The organism is Brevibacillus massiliensis (genome assembly GCF_000311785.1).
Classification (GTDB): domain Bacteria; phylum Bacillota; class Bacilli; order Brevibacillales; family Brevibacillaceae; genus Brevibacillus_C; species Brevibacillus_C massiliensis.
This window is the reverse complement of record NZ_HE978536.1, coordinates 642,740-664,930: the sequence shown is the minus strand read 5'-3', so window position 1 is coordinate 664,930 and position 22,191 is coordinate 642,740. Positions and strand designations below refer to the sequence as shown.

Genomic DNA, 22,191 nt, shown 5'->3' with positions numbered 1-22,191 from the left:
CGCTCACCCTCTTTTGTTCGTTAGAAAAAGCTGCCGATCAGCCCTGCGACGATTCCGAGCGCAACCACGCTGCCTGCGAGGAAGGCCAGCACCTTGGCCGGAAAAGCCCTGCGCACCATCAAAATCGAAGGCAGACTGATGACCGGCAAGGTGATCATCAGCGCTGCGGCTGTCCCGCTGCCCAGCCCCATCGCAATCACGCTCTGCATGATGGGAATTTCCGCGGCGGTCGGAATCACAAACAGCGTACCGGCGATTGACATCGCGACGATCAGCCAGAAGTTGTCCGCCAGGTTCACATCCAGCGTCGGAAACAGCCAGGCCCGGGAGGCACCAAGGGCCATCACAGTCAAGATGTACAGCGGAGTCATGCTGAAGGCCATTTTGCCGAAAGCCTTGATCCAACGGCCCAAGAAGCTGCCGTCGTCAGGCTGTGCCGCTTGTTTGAGCGGGGTCGGCAGCGGTTCGAGGGCAGGCTGATTTTTCGCCAGCCGATTCGCCAGCGTCGTGACCCCGAACACCAGTACAGCGCCGAGAACGAAGCGCAGCAGGGTGAACTTCCAGCCCAGGACGAAAAACATAAAGACGAGGACGGCCGGATTAAGCGCGGTATTGCCAAACCAAAAGGCTGCCGCTGCCCCTACCGAGCTGGAGCACTTGCGCAGTCCCGCGACGATCGGAGCGGCACAGCAGGTGCACATCATGCCGGGCAGCGAGAGCAATCCGCCCCTCCACGTGCTGGCGAATCGGGGTGATCCCAGTACCCGTGAAATCCAATCCCGGGGAATCAGCACCTGTACGAGTGAAGCGAGAATGGTGGCTACCAGGAGCGCTTTCCATACCGCGAGAAAATATGTCACGGAATAGCTCCAGGCCGCTTCCCACGAAGGAGCGGGAATGCTGGAGGAGGCATCCTGGAGAATGGATTTGCCGATGGAATGCTCCCTTGCCGCCGTGAGTGCTTTGTAAAAATACGGCTGCCACTTGGCCCAGAACAAACCGGCTGCAGCCAGGGCAAAAAAGAGGAGAATCCCGGCCCGTTTGCGGGCGGCCCCTGCGGATCGGGCAGGGTTTTGAGGTTGGATAAGATTCGGTTGCATCACAGTTTTCCCCCCTTTCCCTTCTCTATTATAAAGGAATGCGGATGTAAAAATACAAGTCTTGTCCTCTCTTTTCAGGAGCGGCGGCCAGCAGGTAACCGTGTTTTACCGCTTCTTCGGGAACACTTCGAAACGATTGCGGACAGTCGGCGATCACTTGCAGTACCTGTCCGGGCTTCATGCTTTGCAGCGCCTCCAGCGCGTAGATAACGGGATAGGGTCACGGCTCGCCGCGAATATCCAGCACGTAATCGATCAGCTCGCTGTCCATTTCTCCACCTCCGTGTTTGTCAGCCCTGTTCCTTCGGCACAATGGGCAATGCTCCGCTGACATACGGTTGACCTGCGGCGTGGCTGCCGCTGGCAAACCGGTAATGCTTCTCCCAATAAACCGAGAAAAGATACCAAACGAGCAGCAGAGCAAGTGTGCCGCCCAGTGCCAGCGGGGCTCCCCAGGCTTCGATCAGATTGACAGGCTTCCAGCCGCTGACGAGCGCATCGTAGACGCCCAGGTGATCCCAGGCAAAGGCGAGCAGGGTGGCTCCGATGATGTTGCCGGCGCCAACCGCCCAGAAGTGAACCTGCCCTTCTACCGCCCGGTACATCCAACCGGTCTCGCATCCGCCGGCAAGCACGATGCCGATCCCAAACAGCAGTCCGCCAATCAGTGTGCTGGGAGCGGCAACCTTGATGACCGCGGGCATTCCGGTTTCGATCAGGAAAAAGGTTCCGATGGTGCCGACGGTCATCCCGATGGCAAGGGACTTGGTCATCACAGAGCGGCCGCTGATCCACAAATCCCGAAAGGCGGACGTAAAGCAAATCTGCCCTCGTTCGATGAGGATGCCAAAGGCGGCCCCGAACAAGGCGGCAGCGGCCAGCATGGTTTTGCCGACGGCCAGGAGATAGACGACAACGCCAAGAAAACAAAGGCCGATCAGCGAACCGAGGAAGCGCTGGTACGGGTGTCCCGTTGGCCGTGCCGGTTCGCCGCTTTTGGCAAACGGCTGCAGATTGGGTTTGCCCCGCCACCAGGAGGTGCCGATGATTTTGACGCCGATAAAGGTGCCCGCGGCTGTGGCAAGCATAAAAATCCAGGCGTGGAACGAAAACTGCGGGAGACCGGTAAAAAACGCGGCCAGATTGCAGCCTAACGCCAGCCTCGCGCCGAAACCGGCGATGATTCCGCCTGCAAATCCCTGCAACAGCCGGCGTTTTTGCTGTGGAACCCTGAGCTTGAAGTGGTTGCCGAGGAGCACCGTGACCAGCGGACCGGCCAGCATCCCGATGACGATCCAGCCGTCTGTCCGCTCCAGCGGGCTTCCGCTGAACTTGATCAGGTTAAAGTAAGCCCAGTTGGAGACATCGACGTGCAGCAATTGCAGCAAATGCCCGCCGTACCGCGTAAATTCGCCGGTCACCGCCCACACCGACCCGGTAATGCCGAAGTACAGCGCACTGAACAACCCGGCTAGTCCTACTGTGAGATACGGGTTCCAGTAATCGTAAAACAGCTTGTGAAGCATCCGACTAAACATCCACCTGCCCTCCTGACCCATCGATTTGTAAACGCGATTATTTTGTTTAGATAATTTTGTCTTTTTATATTATACAGAATATTGTAAATGATATAAATAAAAATTATAATAATCATAACGTAAATTTTCACAGTGGAGCGGAACCGCGTCGGAAGGAGCCGGCATATTAGCGTTTTCGCCAAGGAGGGAAGCTTGGAAAGTGAACGTAAACCAATTGCGGGCTTTTGTAAAGGTGATCCAAACCAAAAGTTACAAAGAGGCGGCTTCGCTGCTCGCAGTTTCTCAACCGGCGATCACACAGCGGGTGCAGGCATTGGAGGAGCATTTTCACACCAAACTGTTGCTGAGGCATGCCGATGGCGTCCAGGTAACCGCTCAGGGGGAACACGTCTACACCCAGGCGCAGCAGATTCTCGCGCTGTGGGACGAGTTGGAGCGGCGGCTGCTGGGCCATAAGCTGGAAGGCAGGCTCGTCATTGGCGCCAGCACGGTTCCGTCGGAGTACTACCTGCCGGCCTTGATTCAGCAATACCGGCTCGCTTATCCCGACGTCCTCGTCCAGCTCCGCGTATCGGGGAGCCATAAAGTCACCGGGTGGTTAAAAGAGCGGACAGTGGACGTGTGTATCACCGGAAAACCGGAGCGCCATCCCGGCTTGTTGTCCTATCCGCTCTTTGCCGACGAACTGCAAATCATTGTTCCGCCGGAAAAAGCGTGGCTGGACCGAATCGGCAGTTTTGAAGATCTGTTTGAGGTAGAATGGGTGCTGCGTGAACCGGAGTCGGATACGCGGCGAACCTGGGAGAGGGAATTGCGGCAAAGAGGCTGTCACGTAGGCCAGTTGAAGATCGCCGGACAGATGGGCAGCGCGGATGCCGTTGTTGCCGCGGTGGAAGCGGGATTGGGCGCTTCCGTCGTCTCCTCGCTGGCCGCCAAGAGAGCGCTCGCGTGCCATCGGGCCCAACTTGTCCGGCTGGATGGTTTTGCCCCCTCCCGCCGCTTTTATCTCTCCTGCATGGAGGATCACCGCAACTCGCCGCTGGTTGCATCGTTTTTGGCCTTTCAGAGCAGATATCAGCCGCAATCCTTACGGGGGCAGACAGGGGGCGGGCGATGAGCGGACTGTTAGAACTGCGGTCAATCCCCGCCACCCATCGGTTGACGCAGCATCCTGAATTGAAAGCGTGGACAGATGGACAGAATTTTACCCCTACACTGGTAACCAGGCAGGTTCAACAGTATTTGCACGAACTGAGGGAACGGGTGAAAGCGGGGGAGAGACCCGCGCTGTCCGTGGAGCAGATGGTCGAGGAGATCAAGTGCCGGCTGCTGGCGGAAAAGCGGCGAAAACTGACGAACGTGATCAACGCGACGGGCATCATTTTGCATACCAATCTGGGACGGGCGATTCTGGCGAAAACAGCGGTAGAACACGTCGTCTCCGTCGCTTCGCAATACTCCAATCTGGAGTACCGCATTGGCCAAGGCACGCGGGGATCGCGCCACGATCACGTCGAACAACTGATTCAGTCCTTGACCGGGGCAGAAGCGGCCATGGTGGTCAACAACAATGCCGCGGCCGTCTTTTTGATCCTGAGCGAGCTGGCCAAGAACAAAGAAGTCGTCGTCTCCAGGGGACAGTTGGTGGAGATCGGAGGGTCTTTTCGCATCTCGGAGATTATGGAACAAAGCGGCGGCATTTTAAGAGAGGTGGGCACGACCAACAAGACGCGGTTGGCTGATTACGAGCGAGCCATCTGTGAACATACGGCGCTTTTGTTAAAGGTGCACACCAGCAATTTTCGCACGGTCGGTTTTACCCAGTCGGTCACGCTGCCGGAACTCGTTTCGCTTGGAAAAAAATACGGGGTCCCTGTCTACGAAGATCTGGGCAGCGGGGTGCTCTACGATCTGCGCAAACACGGGATCGGGGACGAGCCGCTCATCCAGGAGGTCATCCGTGCCGGGGCCGATCTGGTGTCGTTTAGCGGGGACAAACTGCTCGGCGGACCGCAGGCAGGAATTATCGCCGGCAAAAAAGCCTGGATTGACCGGTTAAAGCGGAACCAACTGGCCCGCATCCTGCGGGTTGACAAGCTGACATTGGCGGCGCTGGAATCTACGCTGCGCTTGTACGCCGACGAAACCAGATTGCTGGAAGAACTGCCTACGCTGCGCGACATCTGTGCACCGATGGGAAAAGTAGAGGAGAAAGCCCGCCGGTTGGCGGCTGCGATCACCGGAGTGCGGGCTTTCGTCAGCGTAAGGAGGGATGTCACGGAAGTGGGCGGAGGAACGCTGCCTGACGTAAAATTGCCCACTTGGGTGCTGGCTGTGCGGCCAAAAGACAGGCCTGTCCACGAGATGGAAAGGATGCTGCGTACAGGGGAGCCGGCGATCATCGCCCGCATTTCCAAAGACGAATTGATCTTTGATCTGCGTACCATCCAGCCTGATGAGATCGCTCTCGTTGGAGCGGCGATAAACAGGTTGGCCAAAACCGAAGTGGATGTCAGCGAAACGGCAGGAGAGGCGATTGGCTGATCGCCTCTCCTATTTTGCCCTTGGCAGATGGCTGGAGCGGTTATGGAGCGCCCGCGCGGCCCTGGCTGTCTTGGGCTTTGTGCAGATTGCACAAGGGCTGCGGCGGACAGAGATGGCGGGTGAGGAAAGAAACGATGAAAATGGCAGCGAACCCGGCTGCGGCGGCAAAGGTGCGGAAGGGGAACAGGACAACCCCATCTTCGATCATCGGATAGGGAATGAGCGGGGGCAGACCCAGGAGCGGCTCGCCTCCTCCGATCCGCAAGAGGAGAGCTACCATGAAACCGGCGAGCGATCCGTAGCTGTTGGCCCCCTTGTAAAAGAGGGCGCAGGTCAACTGCGGGAACAGGACGACGTAGACCAAATCGCTGCACAAGTACCACAGCGCGTAGACGCTCTTGGCGTTGAGGGCAATCAAGGTGGACCCCACGCCGATGATCATGATGCAGCGCTTGATCACCCGCTGGAGCTGGCGGGGATTCGCCTCTGGCCGGACCAGCGGGCGATACACGTTCCAGGCGGCCATCCCGGATGCCGACAGCATGGAAGCGGCGACAGCGGCGATGACGGCTGCAGCCAAACCGCCCAGCGCGACCGCACCGACGAAATCGGGCGACATGTATTTAAACACATAGGTGAGGATCATCGAGGAATTTTCCGGAGCTTGTGTCCCCAGCGCCGCCCAATTGGCGCTGTAGCCGGCGATCCCAATCAGGGTCGGGGGAATCGCCGCGACGGCACACAGGAGGCCGGCCGTGATCGACAGCCACATCGCCACGTTCTCGTTCTTTGCAGACAAGACCCGCTGGAAATAACTGTTCCAGGGAATCCCCCCAAAGATCAACAGCAGCGCATAGTCCCACCAGTTCCAGTAAGAATGGCCCCAGTTGGGGTCGTTCCATCCCGCCCAAGGCGGAAAAATGCGAATCGTGCCCTGCATGCCTGACTGGTAGTTGGCGAAAGCGGCTTCAAATCCGCCCACATGGGAAAAGGCAAAGGGGAGCACGATGAACAAACCGATAAACATGATCGTCAACTGCAGCACGTCGGTATGGGCGACAGCCCACAGCCCGCCGACGACGGTATAGGCGATCGCCACAGCGGCGGAAATGATGATCGAAACGGAAAAGCTTAATCCGAGAATGACGCCAAAGGTCGTTCCCAGCGCGGTTAAAATCGCGGCACTCCAGAATAGTTCCCCCATCAGGGCGGGGATGTACAGCAGACCGGCCATTCTTTTGCCGAAGCGGGCCTCCAACGGGTCCAGCATCGTCATAAACTCCAGTTTGCGCATCTTCCGGGCAAAGAAAATGCCGCCGAAAATCAAGCTGACCGAGTAACACCAAGGAGCCTGGGTCCAGACAAACCCTGATGTGTATATGCTTTCAGCGGTGCCGGTAATGTATCCGCCGCCTACCCAGGTCGCTGTCAGGGTAAACATCGAGAGCCAGAGCGGCATGGCTCTCCCGGCGACCAGCATGTCGTCCGTTTTTCCTTTCCGCTTGATCACAGCCTTGGCCCCGATGTAGTAAAACACGCAGTACAACAAGAGCATCATCAATAATCCGGGCCAGTAGATTTCGTTTTTTGAAATGAGCGTATAGACTAATGTAACGGCAACAAAGACAAAAAAACCGGCTACAGCCGTCTTTAATGGCGTCCAAAAAACTTCCTTGGGAGTTTCCTGCAAAATTGCCTGCTCGTCCTGCATTTTGAACACTTCCTTCTGAAAAAATAATTGGGTATTCGTCTTCTCATTCAATCAGAACGATGCACCACTTTTTTCAGACAGGTCCAAATAATGTGTTCAGTTCCTGGAAGATGCGATTCGGGAAGCGTATATGGTATACTATATAGTAGATGGGACTCTCTATTGGACCATCGAGCCGGGTGAATGTGATATGGTAGGCCAACCATTGCGATCACGTTCACCCTTTTCTATTGCCTCTCGCGGCAGCACCTAGTCTTTTCCCTGCTGACCACCTCCTGACAGCCCCTCCTGTAAAGGGGCGGTTCTACGCCTCTGGCACATGCTCCTCAATCATCTGGAAGATATCCTTGGTTCTGCAAGCGTGCACCAGTTTTCGCAGCCACTGGTAGTACCGGGTAGATTCTTCAAGCTGCAGCAGTTTTTTTTGTGACCTCTCCCGGATCGTCTCCGGTACGTTAGGAAGATGGGCTAACTCCTGCAGTTTTTCCATCGATTTTTCGATGGCCTCCAGATTTACAATGATCTCTCGTTCCCATTTTTTGCAAAAAAATGAGACGAATGTCTTGAAAAAGTCCTTTTCTGCTTCGTATAAATCTTTTCGTTCACCTTTTCGCCAAACTTTTTGGATCATTTGAATTTCCATCAGGGAATGAACCCCTGTACTCATCCGGGGCTTGCTCATCCCGAGGCGGCTGCTCATTTCATCCAGCGTCATCGGGTCTTCGCTCATGTACATCACCCCGTAAAGCCTGCCGATTGTGGGCGTGACGCCGTACAGATCCATGGTTTCGGCGATTGCGTCTATGACCAGGGTTTCGGCTTCTTCAAGCATTTGGCTGTAGTCATCGTACTCATGGTCGCTCTCCCGGAAAGAATGTTGTTCTGCTCCTCGCATCGTTTCCTCCTTTGTCGCGTTTTGATGGATCAGGCAAATTACCTGATTTTAAGCAGTATATTGCAAAAATTAATATTATTCAATATAAAATTAATATAGCAAACGCTTTTGAAAAGTCAATTATGAATCTTCAGAAAACTATGTAGTTGACTAAAATTTAACCGCGATGATATAGTTAATTTAATTCTGAATATTAATAATTTTATTAACGATTTGTTGGAGGTGGAAAGATTGAAGCAGATGTACATCAACGGAAAGTGGACAGCCGGGCGTTCCCAACAGACCAGGGAGATTCTCAATCCTTACAATCGGGAAGTGATCGCCACCGTACCGCGCGGCAGCCGTGCGGATGCGATCGACGCCATTGAAGCGGCACGAGCCGCATTTGATCAAGGCGAATGGCGTCAGGTGAGGGCTGCGGAGAGGGGAGAACTGCTCTTTGAAACAGCGCAGAAAATCAAGCAGAACAAGCAGGAGCTGGCAGAACTGGAGACTTTGAACACAGGGAAAACCCTGACGGAAAGTCTGGCTGACATGGACGGTATCGCCGGCGTGTTCCAATATTACGCCGGGTTGGCTGACAAAGACGGCGGCATGATGATCGAGTCGCCCAACCCTCATTCGGTCAGCAGAGCCGTCCGCGAGCCTGTAGGTGTTTGCGGATTGATTGCGCCGTGGAATTACCCGCTGCTGCAAGCTTCGTGGAAACTGGCTCCGGCCTTGGCGGCGGGGAACACGGTCGTTCTCAAACCGGCGGAGATTACCCCGCTGACCTCGATCAAGATCTTTGAGATTTTTGAAGAAGTCGGATTTCCCCCCGGTGTGGCAAACCTCGTGCTCGGGCCCGGGTCCACGGTCGGTGCGGAACTGGCGGAAAACGATCAGGTCGATCTGATCTCCTTTACCGGCGGCGGAGAAGCCGGCCGAGCGATCATGAAGGCGGCGGCGAACAACTTCAAGCGCATCTCGATGGAATTGGGCGGAAAAAATCCCAACATCGTGTTTGCCGACGCGGAATTTGAAACGGCGGTCGATTACGCCTTGAACGCGGTCTTTTTCCACGCCGGCCAAGTCTGCTCGGCCGGGGCAAGGCTGCTGGTGGAAGCGTCCATCCACGACCGGTTTGTCGAAGCGGTTGTCGAGCGGGCGAAGCAGATTCGCATCGGGAATGGATTCGCGGAAGAGACGCAAATGGGTCCGTTGATTTCCGCCGAGCATCTGGCTAGCGTGGAGGCGTATATCAGGCAGGGACTGGAAGAAGGAGCCGCGCTCGTCCTCGGCGGCAAACGCCCGAGCAGTCCCGAATTGCAACAAGGCTTCTTCCTCGAACCGACGATTTTTACCAACTGCCACACCGGGATGCGGATTGTCCAGGAAGAGTCGTTCGGCCCGGTACTCACCGTAGAAAAATTCGAGACGGAAGCGGAAGCTGTCCGCCTCGCCAATGACAGTCTATACGGATTGGCGGGCGCTGTGTGGACGAGAGATATGAACCGGGCGGAGCGCGTCGTGCGGCAATTGCGAATGGGCACGACGTGGATCAACGATTTTCATCCGTATTTTCCGCAGGCCCCCTGGGGCGGGTACAAACAGTCGGGCATCGGGCGCGAACTGAGCCACATCGGCTTGGAAGAGTACACCGAGGTGAAGCACATTTACATGAACACCAATCCTCAGCCGATGCATTGGTTCGGGCAAGTCCAGGCCAAACCCAGTGAAGTGCTGTAGATGTTGTTCGCGAGGCTTGCTTTGATAAAAAAAGGAGTTGATTTAGGATGTTTATGCGCTTTGAACGAATGGAAAGATTGAAGAGCTTTGAAATGCCCACGGTGTTGAAGCACGGGATTGGCGCCGTACAGTACACCGGGGAAGAAGTGAAAAAGCTGGGGGTTACAAAAGTCTTGCTGGTCACCGACCCCGGGGTGAGGAAGGCCGGCTTGATTCATCCCGTCATCGAGAGTCTTGAAGCCGCCGGGATAAGCTGTGTGCTCTACGACAAGGTAGAGCCCAACCCCTCCATACACGTCGTGGCCAACGGGACAGAGTTGTATCTCGCCGAACAGTGTGACGGACTGGTCGCGGTCGGCGGCGGCAGCTCGATGGATACGGCAAAAGCCATCGGCGTAGAGGTCGTTCACGGCGAGCCGGTCTTGAACTACGAGGCGGCAGAAGGCAAAAAGCCGCTGGAAAAACGCATTCCCCCGCTCACCACGATTCCCACGACAGCCGGAACAGGGAGCGAGGTAACACAGTGGGCGGTGATTACCGATCCGTACCGAAAGTTTAAATTCAACACCGGCGGTCCCCTGATTGCCGCCCATCTGACAATCATCGATCCCAACCTGCACACGTCGATGCCGGCCCACATCACGGCGGCGACGGGGATCGACGCGCTGTCCCACGCGATCGAATGCTACACCTGCCACTACGCCCAGCCGATGACTGATGCGGTGGCTCTGCTGGCGATCGAGTATGTCGCGAAGTACTTGCGCCGGGCGGTCGCAAACGGGAAGGACATCGAGGCGCGCTACGGGATGGCTCATGCCGCGATGTTGGCTGGACTGTCGTACGGCAGCGAGTCGGCCGGCGCCGCCCACGCCATGGCCCAGACGCTCGGAGGAATCATTCCGGTAGCACACGGACAGTGCGTAGCCGCAATGCTGGGCCCCGTCATGGAGTACAACTGGATGGGAGAACCGGAGAAATTTGCCCGGATTGCCCAGGCGATGGGCGTAAACATACACGGCATGAGTCTGGAAGAGGCGGCAAAAGCTGCTGTGAGCGCCGTCTACCAGCTGGTCAAAGACGTGGAAATTCCCACGCTGGAAGAACAAGGCGTGCCGGCCGAGATGATTCCCCAGTTGGCCGTGGAGGCGTACAAAGACCCGCAAACCGTAGGGAATCCGCGCGATATCGACGTAAAAGGCTACGAGTGGATCTATCGGCGCTGCTTTAACCTGGAACCGTCGACGCTGGAGGCAGCCACCGGCAAGCAGCCGCTGGGCATCGGATAACAACGGAATCACTGCTGCAAACCATGAGAAAAAGGAGTACATCACTCCCCGTAGCAGGGCGGGATGTACTCCTTGGTTTGTCGGACCAGGCCGCTGTTGGCGGGAGAGGGTGGGAATCGAACCCACCAGACGCCTCACGGACGTCCCACTCGGTTTTGAAGACCGGGGATTGCACCAGCACTTCAGCCTCCCCCAAGGGTAAACAGGTTGAATTACTCCTATCATAGTACCTCGTATCCAGAAAGACAAGACAATTCAAAAAAATTTCTGTTCGCAATGATTGATTCACGAACAAGATTATACGCTGGCAAAAAGAGGGATAGCATGATTTACGTCGCGATGGGACTGATTCAAATCCTGTATGTAGCGCTAAATTCGCTGCGTGTCGTTTTGATGATCAAAGGCAGGCGTTACCTGGCATCCTTCATCAGCACGGCGGAAATCTTTGTATACATTATGGGCTTGGCAATCGTGCTGAAAAATCTTGACTCCTGGATCGGAGTGATCATCTACAGTGCATCCTATGGAATCGGGATTCTGCTGGGAATGTACCTGGAGCAAAAAATCGCGCTCGGCCATATTGCCCTGCAGGTCATCACCGAAAACGAGCATGAGATATGGTCCAGGATCAGAGCAAAGGGTTACGGCGTCACGACTTGGACGGGCCAAGGGGTGACGGGCGTAAGAACCGTTTCCGTCATACTTGCGCCGCGCAAGGAATATCAGGATTTGACCTCGACGATCCGGGAAGTCGATCCGAAAGCGTTTATGATTTCTTATGAACCCAACCATTTTATAGGAGGTTTTTGGAAGAAAAAATTGAAATAGGTAACAGAAGAAGCACGAGTGTGAGGAGAGGTTTCATTGCGGAACAAAGAACTGAAAGTCAGCCGGATGATGGGCTACTTTTTGGACGCCACCGTTGAAATTATCGAGCAGGAAGGAATCGAGAATGTTACCATCCGCCAGATTGCCGAACGCGCTGGATATAACAGCGCGACGATTTACAACTACTTTCAGGAGGTATCACATCTGATCTTTTTTGCCGCGATGAAATTCTTGAAAAAATACACAGATGCGCTGCCAGGCTGCATCGCGGCGGCTGAGAATCCGGTAGAGAAATTTTTGCTGGTTTGGGATTGTTTTTGCAGGTTTTCGTTTGCGGAGCCGAAAATCTACCACGCGATTTTTACTGCCGATTTGGGCAGTCAGCCCCACAGCTTGTTAAAAAACTACTACGGCACATTCCCGGCCGATCTGGACAATTTGCCGGATGAACTAAAGCACATGCTGCTGGAACCCGATTTGTCGAAGAGAGGCAGGATCGCGCTGGAGGAGTGCATCAAGGAGGGCTTTATCGAACAGGAAAAAGCGGAAGAACTCAATGAAATGCTCATTCTCATCTGGCAGGGGATGCTCACGATGATCCTGAACAACAGGCGCAGCTACACACCGCAGGAGGCAGCGGAGAAGACGATGAAGTACATCAGAGAGATCGTCCGGCAGCACACCCGAAAGTGACAGGGGGAGGGAGGAACCTCTTTTTTCTGGAAGCCGATAAGTTTTTTTAAATTCTTCCATTATATATGCTTATGTGCAGACGGGGGAATGAAACGATGAGAACCAAAAGCGTGGCGGTAAACTTTACCGCGCTGGAAGTGCGGTTCGCTGTCACACGATTTGCGAGTTTGGATCTTCCTGGTCCAAGCTCTTTTTCTTTTCGACATCATCGTTTTGCACCGTTTAGCATTGGTATCACCAACTGAATTCACTAAAAAAATTGGAATGGGAGAAGAATTCGTGTCAACTGTTATTCATGCTCTCTTTTATTCCGGCATAATCGTTTAGAAACAATATGATTGGGAACAATTCTATGTAAAAACCTTTTTAGAGAGGAATTGGAATGATTTGGTTTGTTGTCAATAGAGCTTCAGGCAATGGCAAGGGACATAAGGTTTGGAAATATGTAGAGCGCTTGCTTGTGGAAAAGAAGATTGAATACCAGGTAGCTTTTACGGAAAGGCCAAGACATGCCATCGAGATCGTAAAGGAAATTAGTCAGAAAAAAGACGTATCCGCAGTGATAGCAATAGGTGGAGATGGCACCGTTCATGAGGTGGCAAACGGATTGATCGGTTCAGAGATACCCCTGGGGTCTATACCGGCGGGATCGGGAAATGATTTTGCTAGGGGATTGCAGATTCCAAAACAAAGCAATAAAGCGCTTGATAAAGTGTTGTACGGGCGAAAACAAAAAATGGACATCGTCTGCATAAATGATGAGGTTATTATCAGTGCGGCGGGAATCGGATTTGACGGTCAAGTAGCCAAAGTAACCAACCAGGCAACATATAAAAAATGGCTGAACCGTTTTGGATTGGGAAAACTCTGTTACATCTTTAGTTTTTTCAAGGTTTTGTTCCTCTATCGACCGACGGAAGTGAACATCGTAATTGACGGCCAAGAGCAAACATTTTCCTGCGTATGGTTGATTGCTGTGGCCAATGTCCCGTTCTATGGCGGAGGAATGAAAATTTGCCCCAATGCTAAGTTTGACGACGGCGTCTTTGATGTCTGCATTGTTCATGGTATTACCCGGTGGAAGCTGGTAAAACTATTTCCGCGAGTGTTCCGTGGAACACATATTTATGACCGGGCGATCACCACTTTGACTGGCAAACAGCTTGCAATCATGTCAACTTCGCCGATGATTACTCATGGAGACGGTGAAATTGTTGGTGAAACCCCAATACAACTTAGCATAAAAAAAGAAGGACTTTACATTGTGTAACCCTATCATGTACTTCACAGTGAAATGAGGGAGTAAATGATTAGTAAAAAGGTTCTGATCCTCTCGGAAGCATTCGGTGCCGGCCATACAAAAACAGCTGAAGCATTGGAGGAAGGTATTTCTCTGTTTGACCCCTCCGTCCATACGAAGATTGTAGAATTAGGTCAGGAACTTAACCCTCTTACCACTGCTCTCATGTTTTATTTTTACGTGAAACTGATCACCACATACCCTTCTCTGTGGGGGAAAACCTACCAAAAAAGACAAAACCAGCCTATATCCAAAATATACCAATTCATGATTTATCAACTGTTTCACCGGAAAATCGAAGCTCTTCTTGAACATGAAAAACCCAACCTGGTAATCTGCACGCATCCCTTTAGCAGTTCATCCGTGTCTAGAGTGAAGAGGTTGGGCCGCCCATTTAACCTGTGCACCGTGATTACCGATTTTCACGCACATGGCGTATATGTTCATCCGGAGGTAGATCTCTACTTGGTGTCAAGTGACAGAGTACAACAAGAATTAATCAATATGGGTATCCAACGAAATCGTATTATTATCTCCGGCATACCGACAAAGACAAAGTTTTGGACGAAGAATAACATGCAAGAAATACGGCGGAAATTACAATTGAAGGACATGCCGACCGCTATGCTGATGGGTGGGGGATTGGGTTTGGGTGGTATTGGGCAAGTCGCCCATATGCTTGCAAAATGGAGAGAAGATTTACAGTTGGTAATATGCACCGGACACAATAAAACGTTAAAACGCTCTTTATTGAAAAACAGAAGTTTCCATCATCCACATATTCATATTTTGGAATTTGTTGATATCATCGATGAATGGATGGATGCCTCTGATCTAATCATTACGAAGCCAGGTGGGGTAACTTGCTTTGAAGCATTGTTAAAGGGTGTTCCCATGCTTTTGTATAAGCCAATTCCTGGACACGAGGAAAAAAATTGTGATTTTTTGGTCCAAAATCGATTCGCTATAAAGGTTGGCAGCCTAAATGAAATGGAAGCATGGATACAAAAATGGCTCTGTTCTCCGCGAGAAGTCGAGTTGTTACAGAAACGAATCATGGATTTTAAACAAAACATAGATCCTTTGGAGAGTTACAGATCTATTCTGAAACTCCTCGTCCCGTAGGCCTTTTAGCAGGACCCTCCAAATACCACAATAAAAACTTCCACAGCTTTGTGTGAATGCATAGGAAAGTGGTTAACCTAAATAAGGTGTAAGCTTCTTCGGAGGGTGTCCCAATGAATAGAGATTCTTGTTTCAGCAGCTATTATATTGGAGCGCAAGGATTTCATATCTATTATCGCAGCTGGATGCCGGCAGAACTCCGGGCACTAATTGTTTTACTTCATGGTTCCGGAGAACATTCGGGCTATTATTCCCATATAGGGGAGAAGTCCTTGCGTTATCGAGTCGGGCTTATCATTCCTGATCTGCGGGGGTTTGGCAAATCGGAAGGACACCGCGGCCATATCAATCGTTTTGAAGAATACCTGGTTGATTTGGAAGCATTGATTATCCTGCTGCAATCACGATACCCGGGCGTGCCTATTTTTTTATTAGGTCACAGCTTGGGTGGGTTGATCGCCATTCGCTATAGTCAAGAATACAACGGCAAGGCAAAAGGCGTGATTTTATCGTCTCCCGTATTGGGAATGCGCTTTCCCCTACCTTATCCGTTAAAAAAAATGACTGATTTACTATCATGGATAGCACCCAGCCTGCCGATCGAACCCTTTAAGTGGAGTTGGTTAAGGTCGATTTTGCTTGGTAGTTCCTCTGAAAGCTTACATGACCCTCTGTTTACCATCCAATACACCCCGCGATGGTTCGCTGAAATGCTGCAAAACGGAGTTCGTGCCTTGTCAGAAACGGCAAAATACAGCCTCCCGACTTTGGTTCTCTACGGTGGGCAAGACCCCTTGATTAATCAAAGGTTGCTAGAGAATTTTTTTCTTGCGATCCCCCATGAGGATAAAAAATCTATCATGTTTTCAGATGGGGGGCATCGACCATTGCATGAGCATCACCAAGAGGAAGTGGTACACAATATCTTTGATTGGGTAACCGTCAGGTCATCGGGATCTGCCGGATGATGAGCCCGTCGATCCGCTCAAAGATATCTTCCAAGCTTGTTCCGGTAATCGTCAAACCATGGTTCTTCAAACCAATAATGGCTCTCGATGGATCATCTGCCCGGCTGACCAGATCTGATACGGCTTTCGCCAATTCCCATGTACCGCAAGGGTAATTGATTTCCGTGGAGAGAATCCCGTCCATCCAGGCGTGGATATGGATAATCGCTTTTACCTCGGGATGCCGCGTGTAAATCATCCAATGTTCGATGGCATCAACAGACACCCGACGAGGTTCGATGTGCGGAGGAATATGGAGGAGCATCGCATTTCGTTCCTCACTGTATCCCGCGACGAGCAGGATGTCCCGTCCGATCTCTCGCATATCCCCCTTGTTTACCCCGCTCGCGCTCATCCAAAACTGTTGTCCCTTTTTCCGCGCACTCAAATTGCCGTAACTTAAACCGCCGATTCCGAAGAGTCGCTTGACATGACGAAAATCTTGGGGGCTCAACAATTCTTCCATTGGAAAAGGCGCCGGCAGAAGGTTCAGCGCGTCCAATTTACGTCCCGCTTCCCCAAGTTGCGCACTTATTTCGTCACCATTCCATAGTTCTTCAGGCAGGTCGCGGTGAAATTCGTTATCGATCACCAATCGAGAGGAAGCAATTGGAATCAGCCTTTTCGCCACTTTGGAAAAAAACAGCTGATCGTCTATATCCGTGTAAGAAACGGAGTAACATCCCCGCTCAAGGGTGATAAAATAGGCTTCAAGTGTTTCCGGCGAATGGATGATGTAAATCAACAGATTGGACAAAGTGCGGATGAGAATGGGATAGCCTTCCTTTAATATATCTTCAGGGAATGCATTTGTTTCTGCCACTGCGACGCAAAAAGTGGCTTGTGCTTTCCGACGATAAGGTTTCATATGATCCTGATTGACAAAATGTAAAACCATTCGAATATTCTCGGCGGATTCTTCGCAATATTGATAGCTCTCGGCAACTAACTCCTTCTTGATCCCCTCAGCGAACCATTTTAAATGAGGGCTGTTTAACTGGCCAACAAAAGTAAAATTCACTTCGATCCCTCGCCCTTACTTTTTTTTGTCGTGCAGGAAAGCTTAAGGTTCAAAAACAACTTTTAACGCCCCCGTCCTTCCCTTACCTGCAGCGGTCTCAATGGCTTCGCGGTATCGATCTAACGGAAAGCGGTGAGTTACTAAGGAAGCCAGGTCCACTTTACCGGAACGCATCAACTTTAGCGCAACGGCATAGGTACGGATTCGCTCTCCCTGATATTCCTCCGTACTGCAGGCAAAACTTCCTTTTATATCAAGTTCATTTAACCAAATCGGGGTCCAATCAACTTTATGGGGAATACTGGCTACTCCCAATAGGTTTACTTTGCCTTTGCTTTTGGCGAATCGCAGTGAATCGTTTATGCTTTGGTCCTTTCCAACACACTCGTAGACGATGTCCGCTCCTCCTTGAATAACCGGCCTCCCAAAGATAGGCTTTAGCACTCTTGCTCCGAGAAGGTCTGCCAATTGCTGATTATAATCGGAGCGGGATGAAAGCAGCACCACTTCATTCGCTCCATAACGGCGTGCCATTTCTGCTTGAAACGGATGTTTTGCTAATACGATTACACGAGCATGAATCCCAAGCGAGCGGATGGCTGCGACAACACAAATTCCAATGACCCCTGCTCCGATAACCAGAACGGTTTCATTATCCCGAGGACGATCTCGCATGACGCCGTGCAAGGCAGTGGCAAACGGATCGGTCATTACGGCATGAAGGTCACTTACCTCCTGGGGTACCTTAAGGATCTGACTATGGTGAGCGACCAAAAGGGGACTCCAGCCGCCTCCCGTATCCCGACAGGCCCCGATTAGCAGTCCGGGTGAAACATCACCTATGGTCATTCGCTCGCACAGGCTAAAGTCACCCCTGCTGCAGGCCGTGCAAGGATTACGAAACCCCCTAGCCTCACATGAAAGGATGGGATCAACCACAATCCGCTCGCCCACTGACAGATTTTTGACTTCTCGTCCCACTTCCTCTATCACGCCGACCACTTCATGGCCGATCGTAAAGGGAAATGAAGCAAAAGGAGAAGTAGCTGGGCTGTCGTGAAGAAAAATGAGATTTAGGTCACTGCCGCATATACCGCCAAACTTGACTCTAACCTTCACCCATTCTTGATTAGGTAAGGATGGTTCCTTTACGTCATCATAGGATAGGCATGACATCGGACCGGAAAATACGGATGGAAAAAAACGGCCCAATGCTTTGCTTGATACATAACGAGGAATGGTTGCTTGAAATTGTATCGCTTTCACAACCTGTATCTCCTCCCTTCAGAAGATTGTCTGACAGTATTTATGTGTATTTTCAAATCTCACAGTTATGATTCCAGGTATGAGAACTGTGAACGATTCACTCCGCCCAGAGACAGCTAAAGAAGTAAGGAACTTGTAGTATAATGTTTATACTGACCCCATGAGATACTGCTGCAAAATTCTCCAACCGTGATTTTGGATTTTCCTTGTCATATCGCTTTCGTTCATATTCGGTTCATAAACATGTCGTATGATTGGTTTCGCTGGCTGGCCGATAAAAATAGATGGTTTGGGGAGAAGCAAATGAAAATGAATCGGAAGAATGTGCAAACGACGGGAGACTGGCGGCAATTTTTACAACTGATCAAGCAGACGAAGCCGCCGGTACTGCCGATGTGTGTGGCGTTGATCCTGAGTCTCGTGGCTACCGCAGCCGGGCTTGCCGTTCCGCTGTTTACAAAAAATCTGGTGAACAGCTTTTCCTTGTCGTCGATCGGTAGCGGGCAGATTACGATCCTGATCGCAGCCTTTATCGCCCAGGCGATTTCCGGGGGACTGTCAATCTACCTGTTAAATCACTTTGGACAAAAGATCGTCGCCGGCCTCAGGGATCGGCTGTGGAAGAAGCTGCTCGCACTGCCCGTGTCTTATTCGGACGATCATCAGACAGGGGAGACGATCAGCCGGATGACGAACGACACGGGCGTGGTCAAGGGACTGATCACCGACCACCTGACAAACTTTTTTACCGGGATCATCTCGATCATCGGATCGGTCGTGATTCTGCTCGCGCTCGACTGGAGAATGACGTTGCTGATGCTGACGGCCGTGCCGCTGTCGATGCTGATCCTGGGTCCGTTGGGAAAAAGAATGCACACCATTTCCGTCCAGATGCAGGATGAAACAGCGAAGTTTACGGCGATCCTGACGCAGGTGTTGTCGGAGATCCGCCTCGTGAAGGCGTCAAACGCCGAACCGCTGGAGTACAAGCGCGGAAAGCAGGGGATCACCAATCTGTTTCGATTCGGTTTGAAAGAGGCGAAAGTCCAGGCGCAGATCGGCCCGGTGATTATGTTCGTGCTGATGATGCTGCTCGTCGTGATCATCGGGTACGGCGGGATGAGGGTGCGATGACGGCAGGCGATCTGGTCGCGTTTATCCTCTACCTGTTTCAGATCGTCATTCCGATGACGCAATTGACCGCCTTCTTTACCGAGTTTCAAAAAGCGATGGGCGCGACGGAGCGGATCATCGAGACATTGAACGCTCCGGAAGAAGATTATTCGACCGGCCGCGCGCTGGAGAACACCAGCCAACCGATTGTGCTGGACAACGTGACATTTGCTTATAAGCCCGGTGAAGTCATTTTACAAGGGGTCAGCTTCGCCGTAGAGCCGGGGAAAGTGACGGCGATCGTAGGCCCGAGCGGGAGCGGAAAAACATCCTTGTTTTCCCTGCTGGAAAGGTACTATCAACCGACAGAGGGCGTGATCCGCTTGGGGAGAGAACCGATCGGGAATTTTTCACTGCAGTCGTGGCGCAGCCAGATCGGTTACGTGTCACAGGAGAGCCCGCTGGTCGCAGGGACGATCCGCGAGAATATCTGTTACGGCATGGAGCGGGCCGTCAGTGACGATGAACTGAGGCAGGCGGCCAAAATGGCGTACGCCGATCAGTTTATCGATGAGCTTCCCGATGGATATGACACGGAAGTCGGAGAACGAGGCATAAAGCTGTCCGGCGGGCAGCGCCAGCGGATCGCCATCGCCCGGGCGCTCTTGCGCGACCCGAAAATCCTCATGCTGGATGAAGCCACGTCAAGCCTCGACAGCAAATCGGAATTCGTCGTGCAGAAGGCGTTGAACAACCTGATGCAAGGGCGGACGACTCTCGTGATCGCCCATCGGCTCTCCACGGTGGTGGACGCCGATCAGATCCTGTTTTTAGACAAGGGGCGGATCACCGGAATGGGAACACACGAAGAACTGATGCGCTCTCACGAGATGTACCGGGAATTTGCCCGGCAGCAATTGCGGATGAAGGAGCTGGTGCAGGAAATATGACGAAAATACGGGTAGTCGACGACGATGCCCATATCCGGGAATTGGTCTGTCATTTTCTGCAGCAAGAGGGATTTGACACGTATGAAGCCTTCGACGGAGTGGAGGGGGTGGGTTCGTTGCGGCATGGCCGTGCTGAGCGCGGGAGCTATTCACTGGATGCAATTGCTTTGATTACCGCCGCCAGTACGGCGGTTTTTTGTCTGTCAGGGCAACTCGCCTGCTTTCTCGGAGAGAATGATGTTTCAATATTCAGAATAATGCTGTATAATACTTTAGAAAATGACTTCGATTATTTTTTAACCATGATTGCTTCGGCGTGATATGCCTGTAATGTAGGAGGAGAATTCCGCATGTACGTCACCCCGCAAATATTCCCCAATAAATGACCACCCTCTTACCCTCCGGTCCAGGAGGTCTTGCTGCTTGCGATGCAAGAGGGAGGGAATAGCCGATGAGATACCTTTCGGCAAAAAACGCCGTTTTTACGGTTTCACTGCTCGTTAGACCATTTTTATCGTGTTGGGCGTATTCTTCAAAGACAGTCTCGCTTCACTCAGTTCCTCACTGTTAAAAACCATACTCCAGTCTTTTGGCTGGTTCTACCTGCTGGCTGCTCTGTTTTTTCTGCTGTTTTCTGTTGCTCTTATCTTTTCCCGGTACGGGAACATTCGGCTGGGACAAGAGTCTGACAAACCGGCCTACAGCACGCTGTCCTGGATCGCCATGCTGTACAGTGCCGGTATGGGGGTGGGGCTTGTCTTCTAGGGAGTGGCAGAGCCGCTTTCCCACTATATCACGCCGCCGTTTGGCAGCGGAAAAACGGCAGAGGCTGCGGCGACGGCGCTTCAGTACACCTTTTTTCACTGGGGACTGCACCCTTGGGCGATTTACACGGTAGTGGGCCTGAGCCTGGCGTACTTTCAATTCCGCAAAAATCTGCCTGCCTTGATCAGCTCCGCGTTTTATCCGCTGCTGGGCCACCGCATCTACGGGCCGCTGGGGAAAACGATTGACATCCTGGCTGTCTTTGCGACGGTGTTTGGCATCGCCACTTCGCTTGGTTTGGGGACATTGCAGATCGCCGGCGGGATGAAAAGCATGTTCGGGCTGGCCAATACGACAAGCGTGCAGCTTGTGATTATCGCTGTGCTTACGGCGATGTACATGATCTCGGCTGCGACCGGCCTGACTCGGGGGATCAAACTTCTCTCCAACCTCAACATCATGCTCGCCTTTCTGTTGATGGGGCTGTTGATCGCCCTTGGCCCTACCGCCCATATTTTTAAAGCGTTGATTTCCTCGGTCGGCAGTTATCTGAACAACATCCTCTCGATGAGTCTGCGCCTGGAACCGTTTCGTGAGGATACCTGGATCGCGGGTTGGACCCTGTTTTACTGGGCCTGGTGGATCGCCTGGGCGCCGTTTGTGGGAACGTTTATCGCGAGGATCTCGCGGGGGAGAACGATCAGGGAATTTATCATCGGAGTGCTGGTGGTTCCAGCGCTCGGGACTTTTTTGTGGTTTTCTGCGTTTGGCGGGTCGGCCCTGTATCTGGCACACAATCAGGGCCGGATCGCTTTGGCTGAACAGGCCGTTCAAGATGTCACTTCGGCGTTGTTTGAGTTTTTGCAGTATTTTCCGTTCAGTCCGGTGTTGGTCACGCTTTCGGTCGTTCTGATCATCACGTTCTTCGTCACTTCCGCCGATTCTGCCACGTTTGTGCTCGGCATGTTCACGACTGGAGGAAATCTCAATCCGGACAACCGGATCAAGTGCACCTGGGGGATCATTCAGGCTGCGACCGCGGTGGTCTTGCTGCTCAGTGACAGTTTGACGACGCTGCAGACGGTTTCGATCGCAGCGGCTTTTCCGTTCTCGGTGATCATGGTGGCGATGTGTGCAGCCTTGGTAAGAGGGCTCAAAACAGATGCCGCTGTCGCTTTGGCAAGGGCGTTTGGCAGCAAACGGAGTGACGATTACGCCAAGCATTCGGACAGTGCTGTTTAATTTATTAATTAAATTAAGAACATTTAGAAATATATTTACAAATCAATCGCGATTACCATATAATCTTGTTTAGAATGCA

At 52.3% G+C, this 22,191-nt stretch carries 16 protein-coding genes, 1 tRNA gene and 3 pseudogenes; 12 read left to right on the top strand and 8 right to left on the bottom strand.

Annotated elements, in window-relative coordinates:
* Nucleotides 1-20: 20 nt before the first annotated feature.
* From HGBM_RS07110 to yedE, 3 genes are all read right to left on the bottom strand, one after another.
* Nucleotides 21-1,100: a permease gene (locus HGBM_RS07110; protein ID WP_019120403.1), complete on the bottom strand. Its 1,080-nt coding sequence runs from the start codon at nucleotides 1,098-1,100 to the stop codon at nucleotides 21-23.
* 28 nt (nucleotides 1,101-1,128) lie between these two features.
* Nucleotides 1,129-1,308, bottom strand: coding sequence for a sulfurtransferase TusA family protein (locus HGBM_RS29395; protein WP_245552897.1), 180 nt, complete (start codon nucleotides 1,306-1,308; stop codon nucleotides 1,129-1,131).
* Between the two features lie 82 nt (nucleotides 1,309-1,390).
* On the bottom strand, nucleotides 1,391-2,638 hold the full coding sequence (yedE, locus tag HGBM_RS07100) for a selenium metabolism membrane protein YedE/FdhT (RefSeq protein WP_019120401.1): 1,248 nt from the start codon (nucleotides 2,636-2,638) through the stop codon (nucleotides 1,391-1,393).
* A 199-nt stretch (nucleotides 2,639-2,837) separates the two neighbouring features.
* Between yedE and HGBM_RS07095 the strand changes: the two genes are divergently transcribed.
* Together HGBM_RS07095 and selA are read left to right on the top strand one after the other, a co-directional pair.
* On the top strand, nucleotides 2,838-3,755 hold the full coding sequence (locus HGBM_RS07095; protein WP_019120400.1) for a selenium metabolism-associated LysR family transcriptional regulator: 918 nt from the start codon (nucleotides 2,838-2,840) through the stop codon (nucleotides 3,753-3,755).
* Nucleotides 3,752-5,182: an L-seryl-tRNA(Sec) selenium transferase gene (gene selA, locus HGBM_RS07090; protein WP_019120399.1), complete on the top strand. Its 1,431-nt coding sequence runs from the start codon at nucleotides 3,752-3,754 to the stop codon at nucleotides 5,180-5,182. The genes HGBM_RS07095 and selA overlap by 4 nt, the downstream gene beginning before the upstream one ends.
* Before the next feature lie 40 nt (nucleotides 5,183-5,222).
* Here selA and HGBM_RS07085 read toward each other — a convergent pair whose 3' ends face one another.
* Both HGBM_RS07085 and cudC read right to left on the bottom strand, forming a co-directional pair.
* Nucleotides 5,223-6,893 (bottom strand): high affinity choline transporter 1, encoded by a 1,671-nt coding sequence (locus HGBM_RS07085; RefSeq protein ID WP_019120398.1) that lies wholly within the window; start codon nucleotides 6,891-6,893, stop codon nucleotides 5,223-5,225.
* A gap of 304 nt (nucleotides 6,894-7,197) precedes the next feature.
* Nucleotides 7,198-7,788, bottom strand: a complete 591-nt coding sequence (cudC, locus tag HGBM_RS07080; RefSeq protein ID WP_019120397.1) for a choline uptake/conversion transcriptional regulator CudC — start codon at nucleotides 7,786-7,788, stop codon at nucleotides 7,198-7,200.
* Between the two features lie 240 nt (nucleotides 7,789-8,028).
* Here cudC and betB point away from each other — a divergent pair, with 240 nt between their 5' ends.
* Both betB and gbsB read left to right on the top strand, forming a co-directional pair.
* Nucleotides 8,029-9,516 (top strand): betaine-aldehyde dehydrogenase, encoded by a 1,488-nt coding sequence (gene betB, locus HGBM_RS07075; RefSeq protein WP_051029634.1) that lies wholly within the window; start codon nucleotides 8,029-8,031, stop codon nucleotides 9,514-9,516.
* A 47-nt stretch (nucleotides 9,517-9,563) separates the two neighbouring features.
* Nucleotides 9,564-10,802, top strand: a complete 1,239-nt coding sequence (gene gbsB, locus HGBM_RS07070; protein WP_019120395.1) for a choline dehydrogenase — start codon at nucleotides 9,564-9,566, stop codon at nucleotides 10,800-10,802.
* A 97-nt stretch (nucleotides 10,803-10,899) separates the two neighbouring features.
* On the opposite strand, the gene HGBM_RS30260 is transcribed toward gbsB, so the two are convergent.
* Nucleotides 10,900-10,996 (bottom strand) — tRNA-Sec (locus HGBM_RS30260).
* 130 nt (nucleotides 10,997-11,126) lie between these two features.
* Between HGBM_RS30260 and HGBM_RS07065 the strand changes: the two genes are divergently transcribed.
* From HGBM_RS07065 to HGBM_RS07045, 5 genes are all read left to right on the top strand, one after another.
* Nucleotides 11,127-11,630, top strand: a complete 504-nt coding sequence (locus tag HGBM_RS07065) for a DUF2179 domain-containing protein (RefSeq protein WP_019120394.1) — start codon at nucleotides 11,127-11,129, stop codon at nucleotides 11,628-11,630.
* A 36-nt stretch (nucleotides 11,631-11,666) separates the two neighbouring features.
* Complete coding sequence (locus tag HGBM_RS07060; RefSeq protein ID WP_019120393.1) at nucleotides 11,667-12,323, top strand: TetR/AcrR family transcriptional regulator; 657 nt, start codon at nucleotides 11,667-11,669, stop codon at nucleotides 12,321-12,323.
* Nucleotides 12,324-12,705: 382 nt separating this feature from the next.
* The gene (locus HGBM_RS07055; protein ID WP_019120392.1) at nucleotides 12,706-13,593 is read left to right on the top strand and encodes a diacylglycerol/lipid kinase family protein; all 888 of its coding nucleotides are present in this window, start codon (nucleotides 12,706-12,708) and stop codon (nucleotides 13,591-13,593) included.
* A gap of 36 nt (nucleotides 13,594-13,629) precedes the next feature.
* Nucleotides 13,630-14,748: an MGDG synthase family glycosyltransferase gene (locus tag HGBM_RS07050; RefSeq protein WP_019120391.1), complete on the top strand. Its 1,119-nt coding sequence runs from the start codon at nucleotides 13,630-13,632 to the stop codon at nucleotides 14,746-14,748.
* Between the two features lie 113 nt (nucleotides 14,749-14,861).
* A complete protein-coding gene (locus tag HGBM_RS07045; protein WP_019120390.1) occupies nucleotides 14,862-15,716 on the top strand; it encodes an alpha/beta fold hydrolase in 855 nt (284 codons plus the stop codon).
* Here HGBM_RS07045 and HGBM_RS07040 read toward each other — a convergent pair.
* Both HGBM_RS07040 and HGBM_RS07035 read right to left on the bottom strand, forming a co-directional pair.
* On the bottom strand, nucleotides 15,691-16,776 hold the full coding sequence (locus HGBM_RS07040; RefSeq protein WP_019120389.1) for a class II aldolase/adducin family protein: 1,086 nt from the start codon (nucleotides 16,774-16,776) through the stop codon (nucleotides 15,691-15,693). The genes HGBM_RS07045 and HGBM_RS07040 overlap by 26 nt on opposite strands.
* 42 nt (nucleotides 16,777-16,818) lie before the next feature.
* Entirely contained in the window at nucleotides 16,819-18,042 is a 1,224-nt protein-coding gene (locus tag HGBM_RS07035) for a zinc-dependent alcohol dehydrogenase (RefSeq protein ID WP_019120388.1), read from the bottom strand.
* A gap of 309 nt (nucleotides 18,043-18,351) precedes the next feature.
* Here HGBM_RS07035 and HGBM_RS26860 point away from each other — a divergent pair.
* The 3 pseudogenes from HGBM_RS26860 to HGBM_RS26855 all read left to right on the top strand — a co-directional run bounded on the left by HGBM_RS26860 (nucleotide 18,352) and on the right by HGBM_RS26855 (nucleotide 22,112).
* Nucleotides 18,352-20,105: pseudogene (locus HGBM_RS26860) on the top strand (ABC transporter ATP-binding protein).
* A pseudogene (locus HGBM_RS31575) lies at nucleotides 20,102-20,215 on the top strand (DNA-binding response regulator); the annotation flags it as partial. The pseudogenes HGBM_RS26860 and HGBM_RS31575, both read left to right, overlap by 4 nt.
* A 406-nt stretch (nucleotides 20,216-20,621) precedes the next feature.
* Nucleotides 20,622-22,112 (top strand): annotated as a pseudogene (locus HGBM_RS26855) (glycine betaine uptake BCCT transporter).
* Nucleotides 22,113-22,191 lie beyond the last annotated feature (79 nt).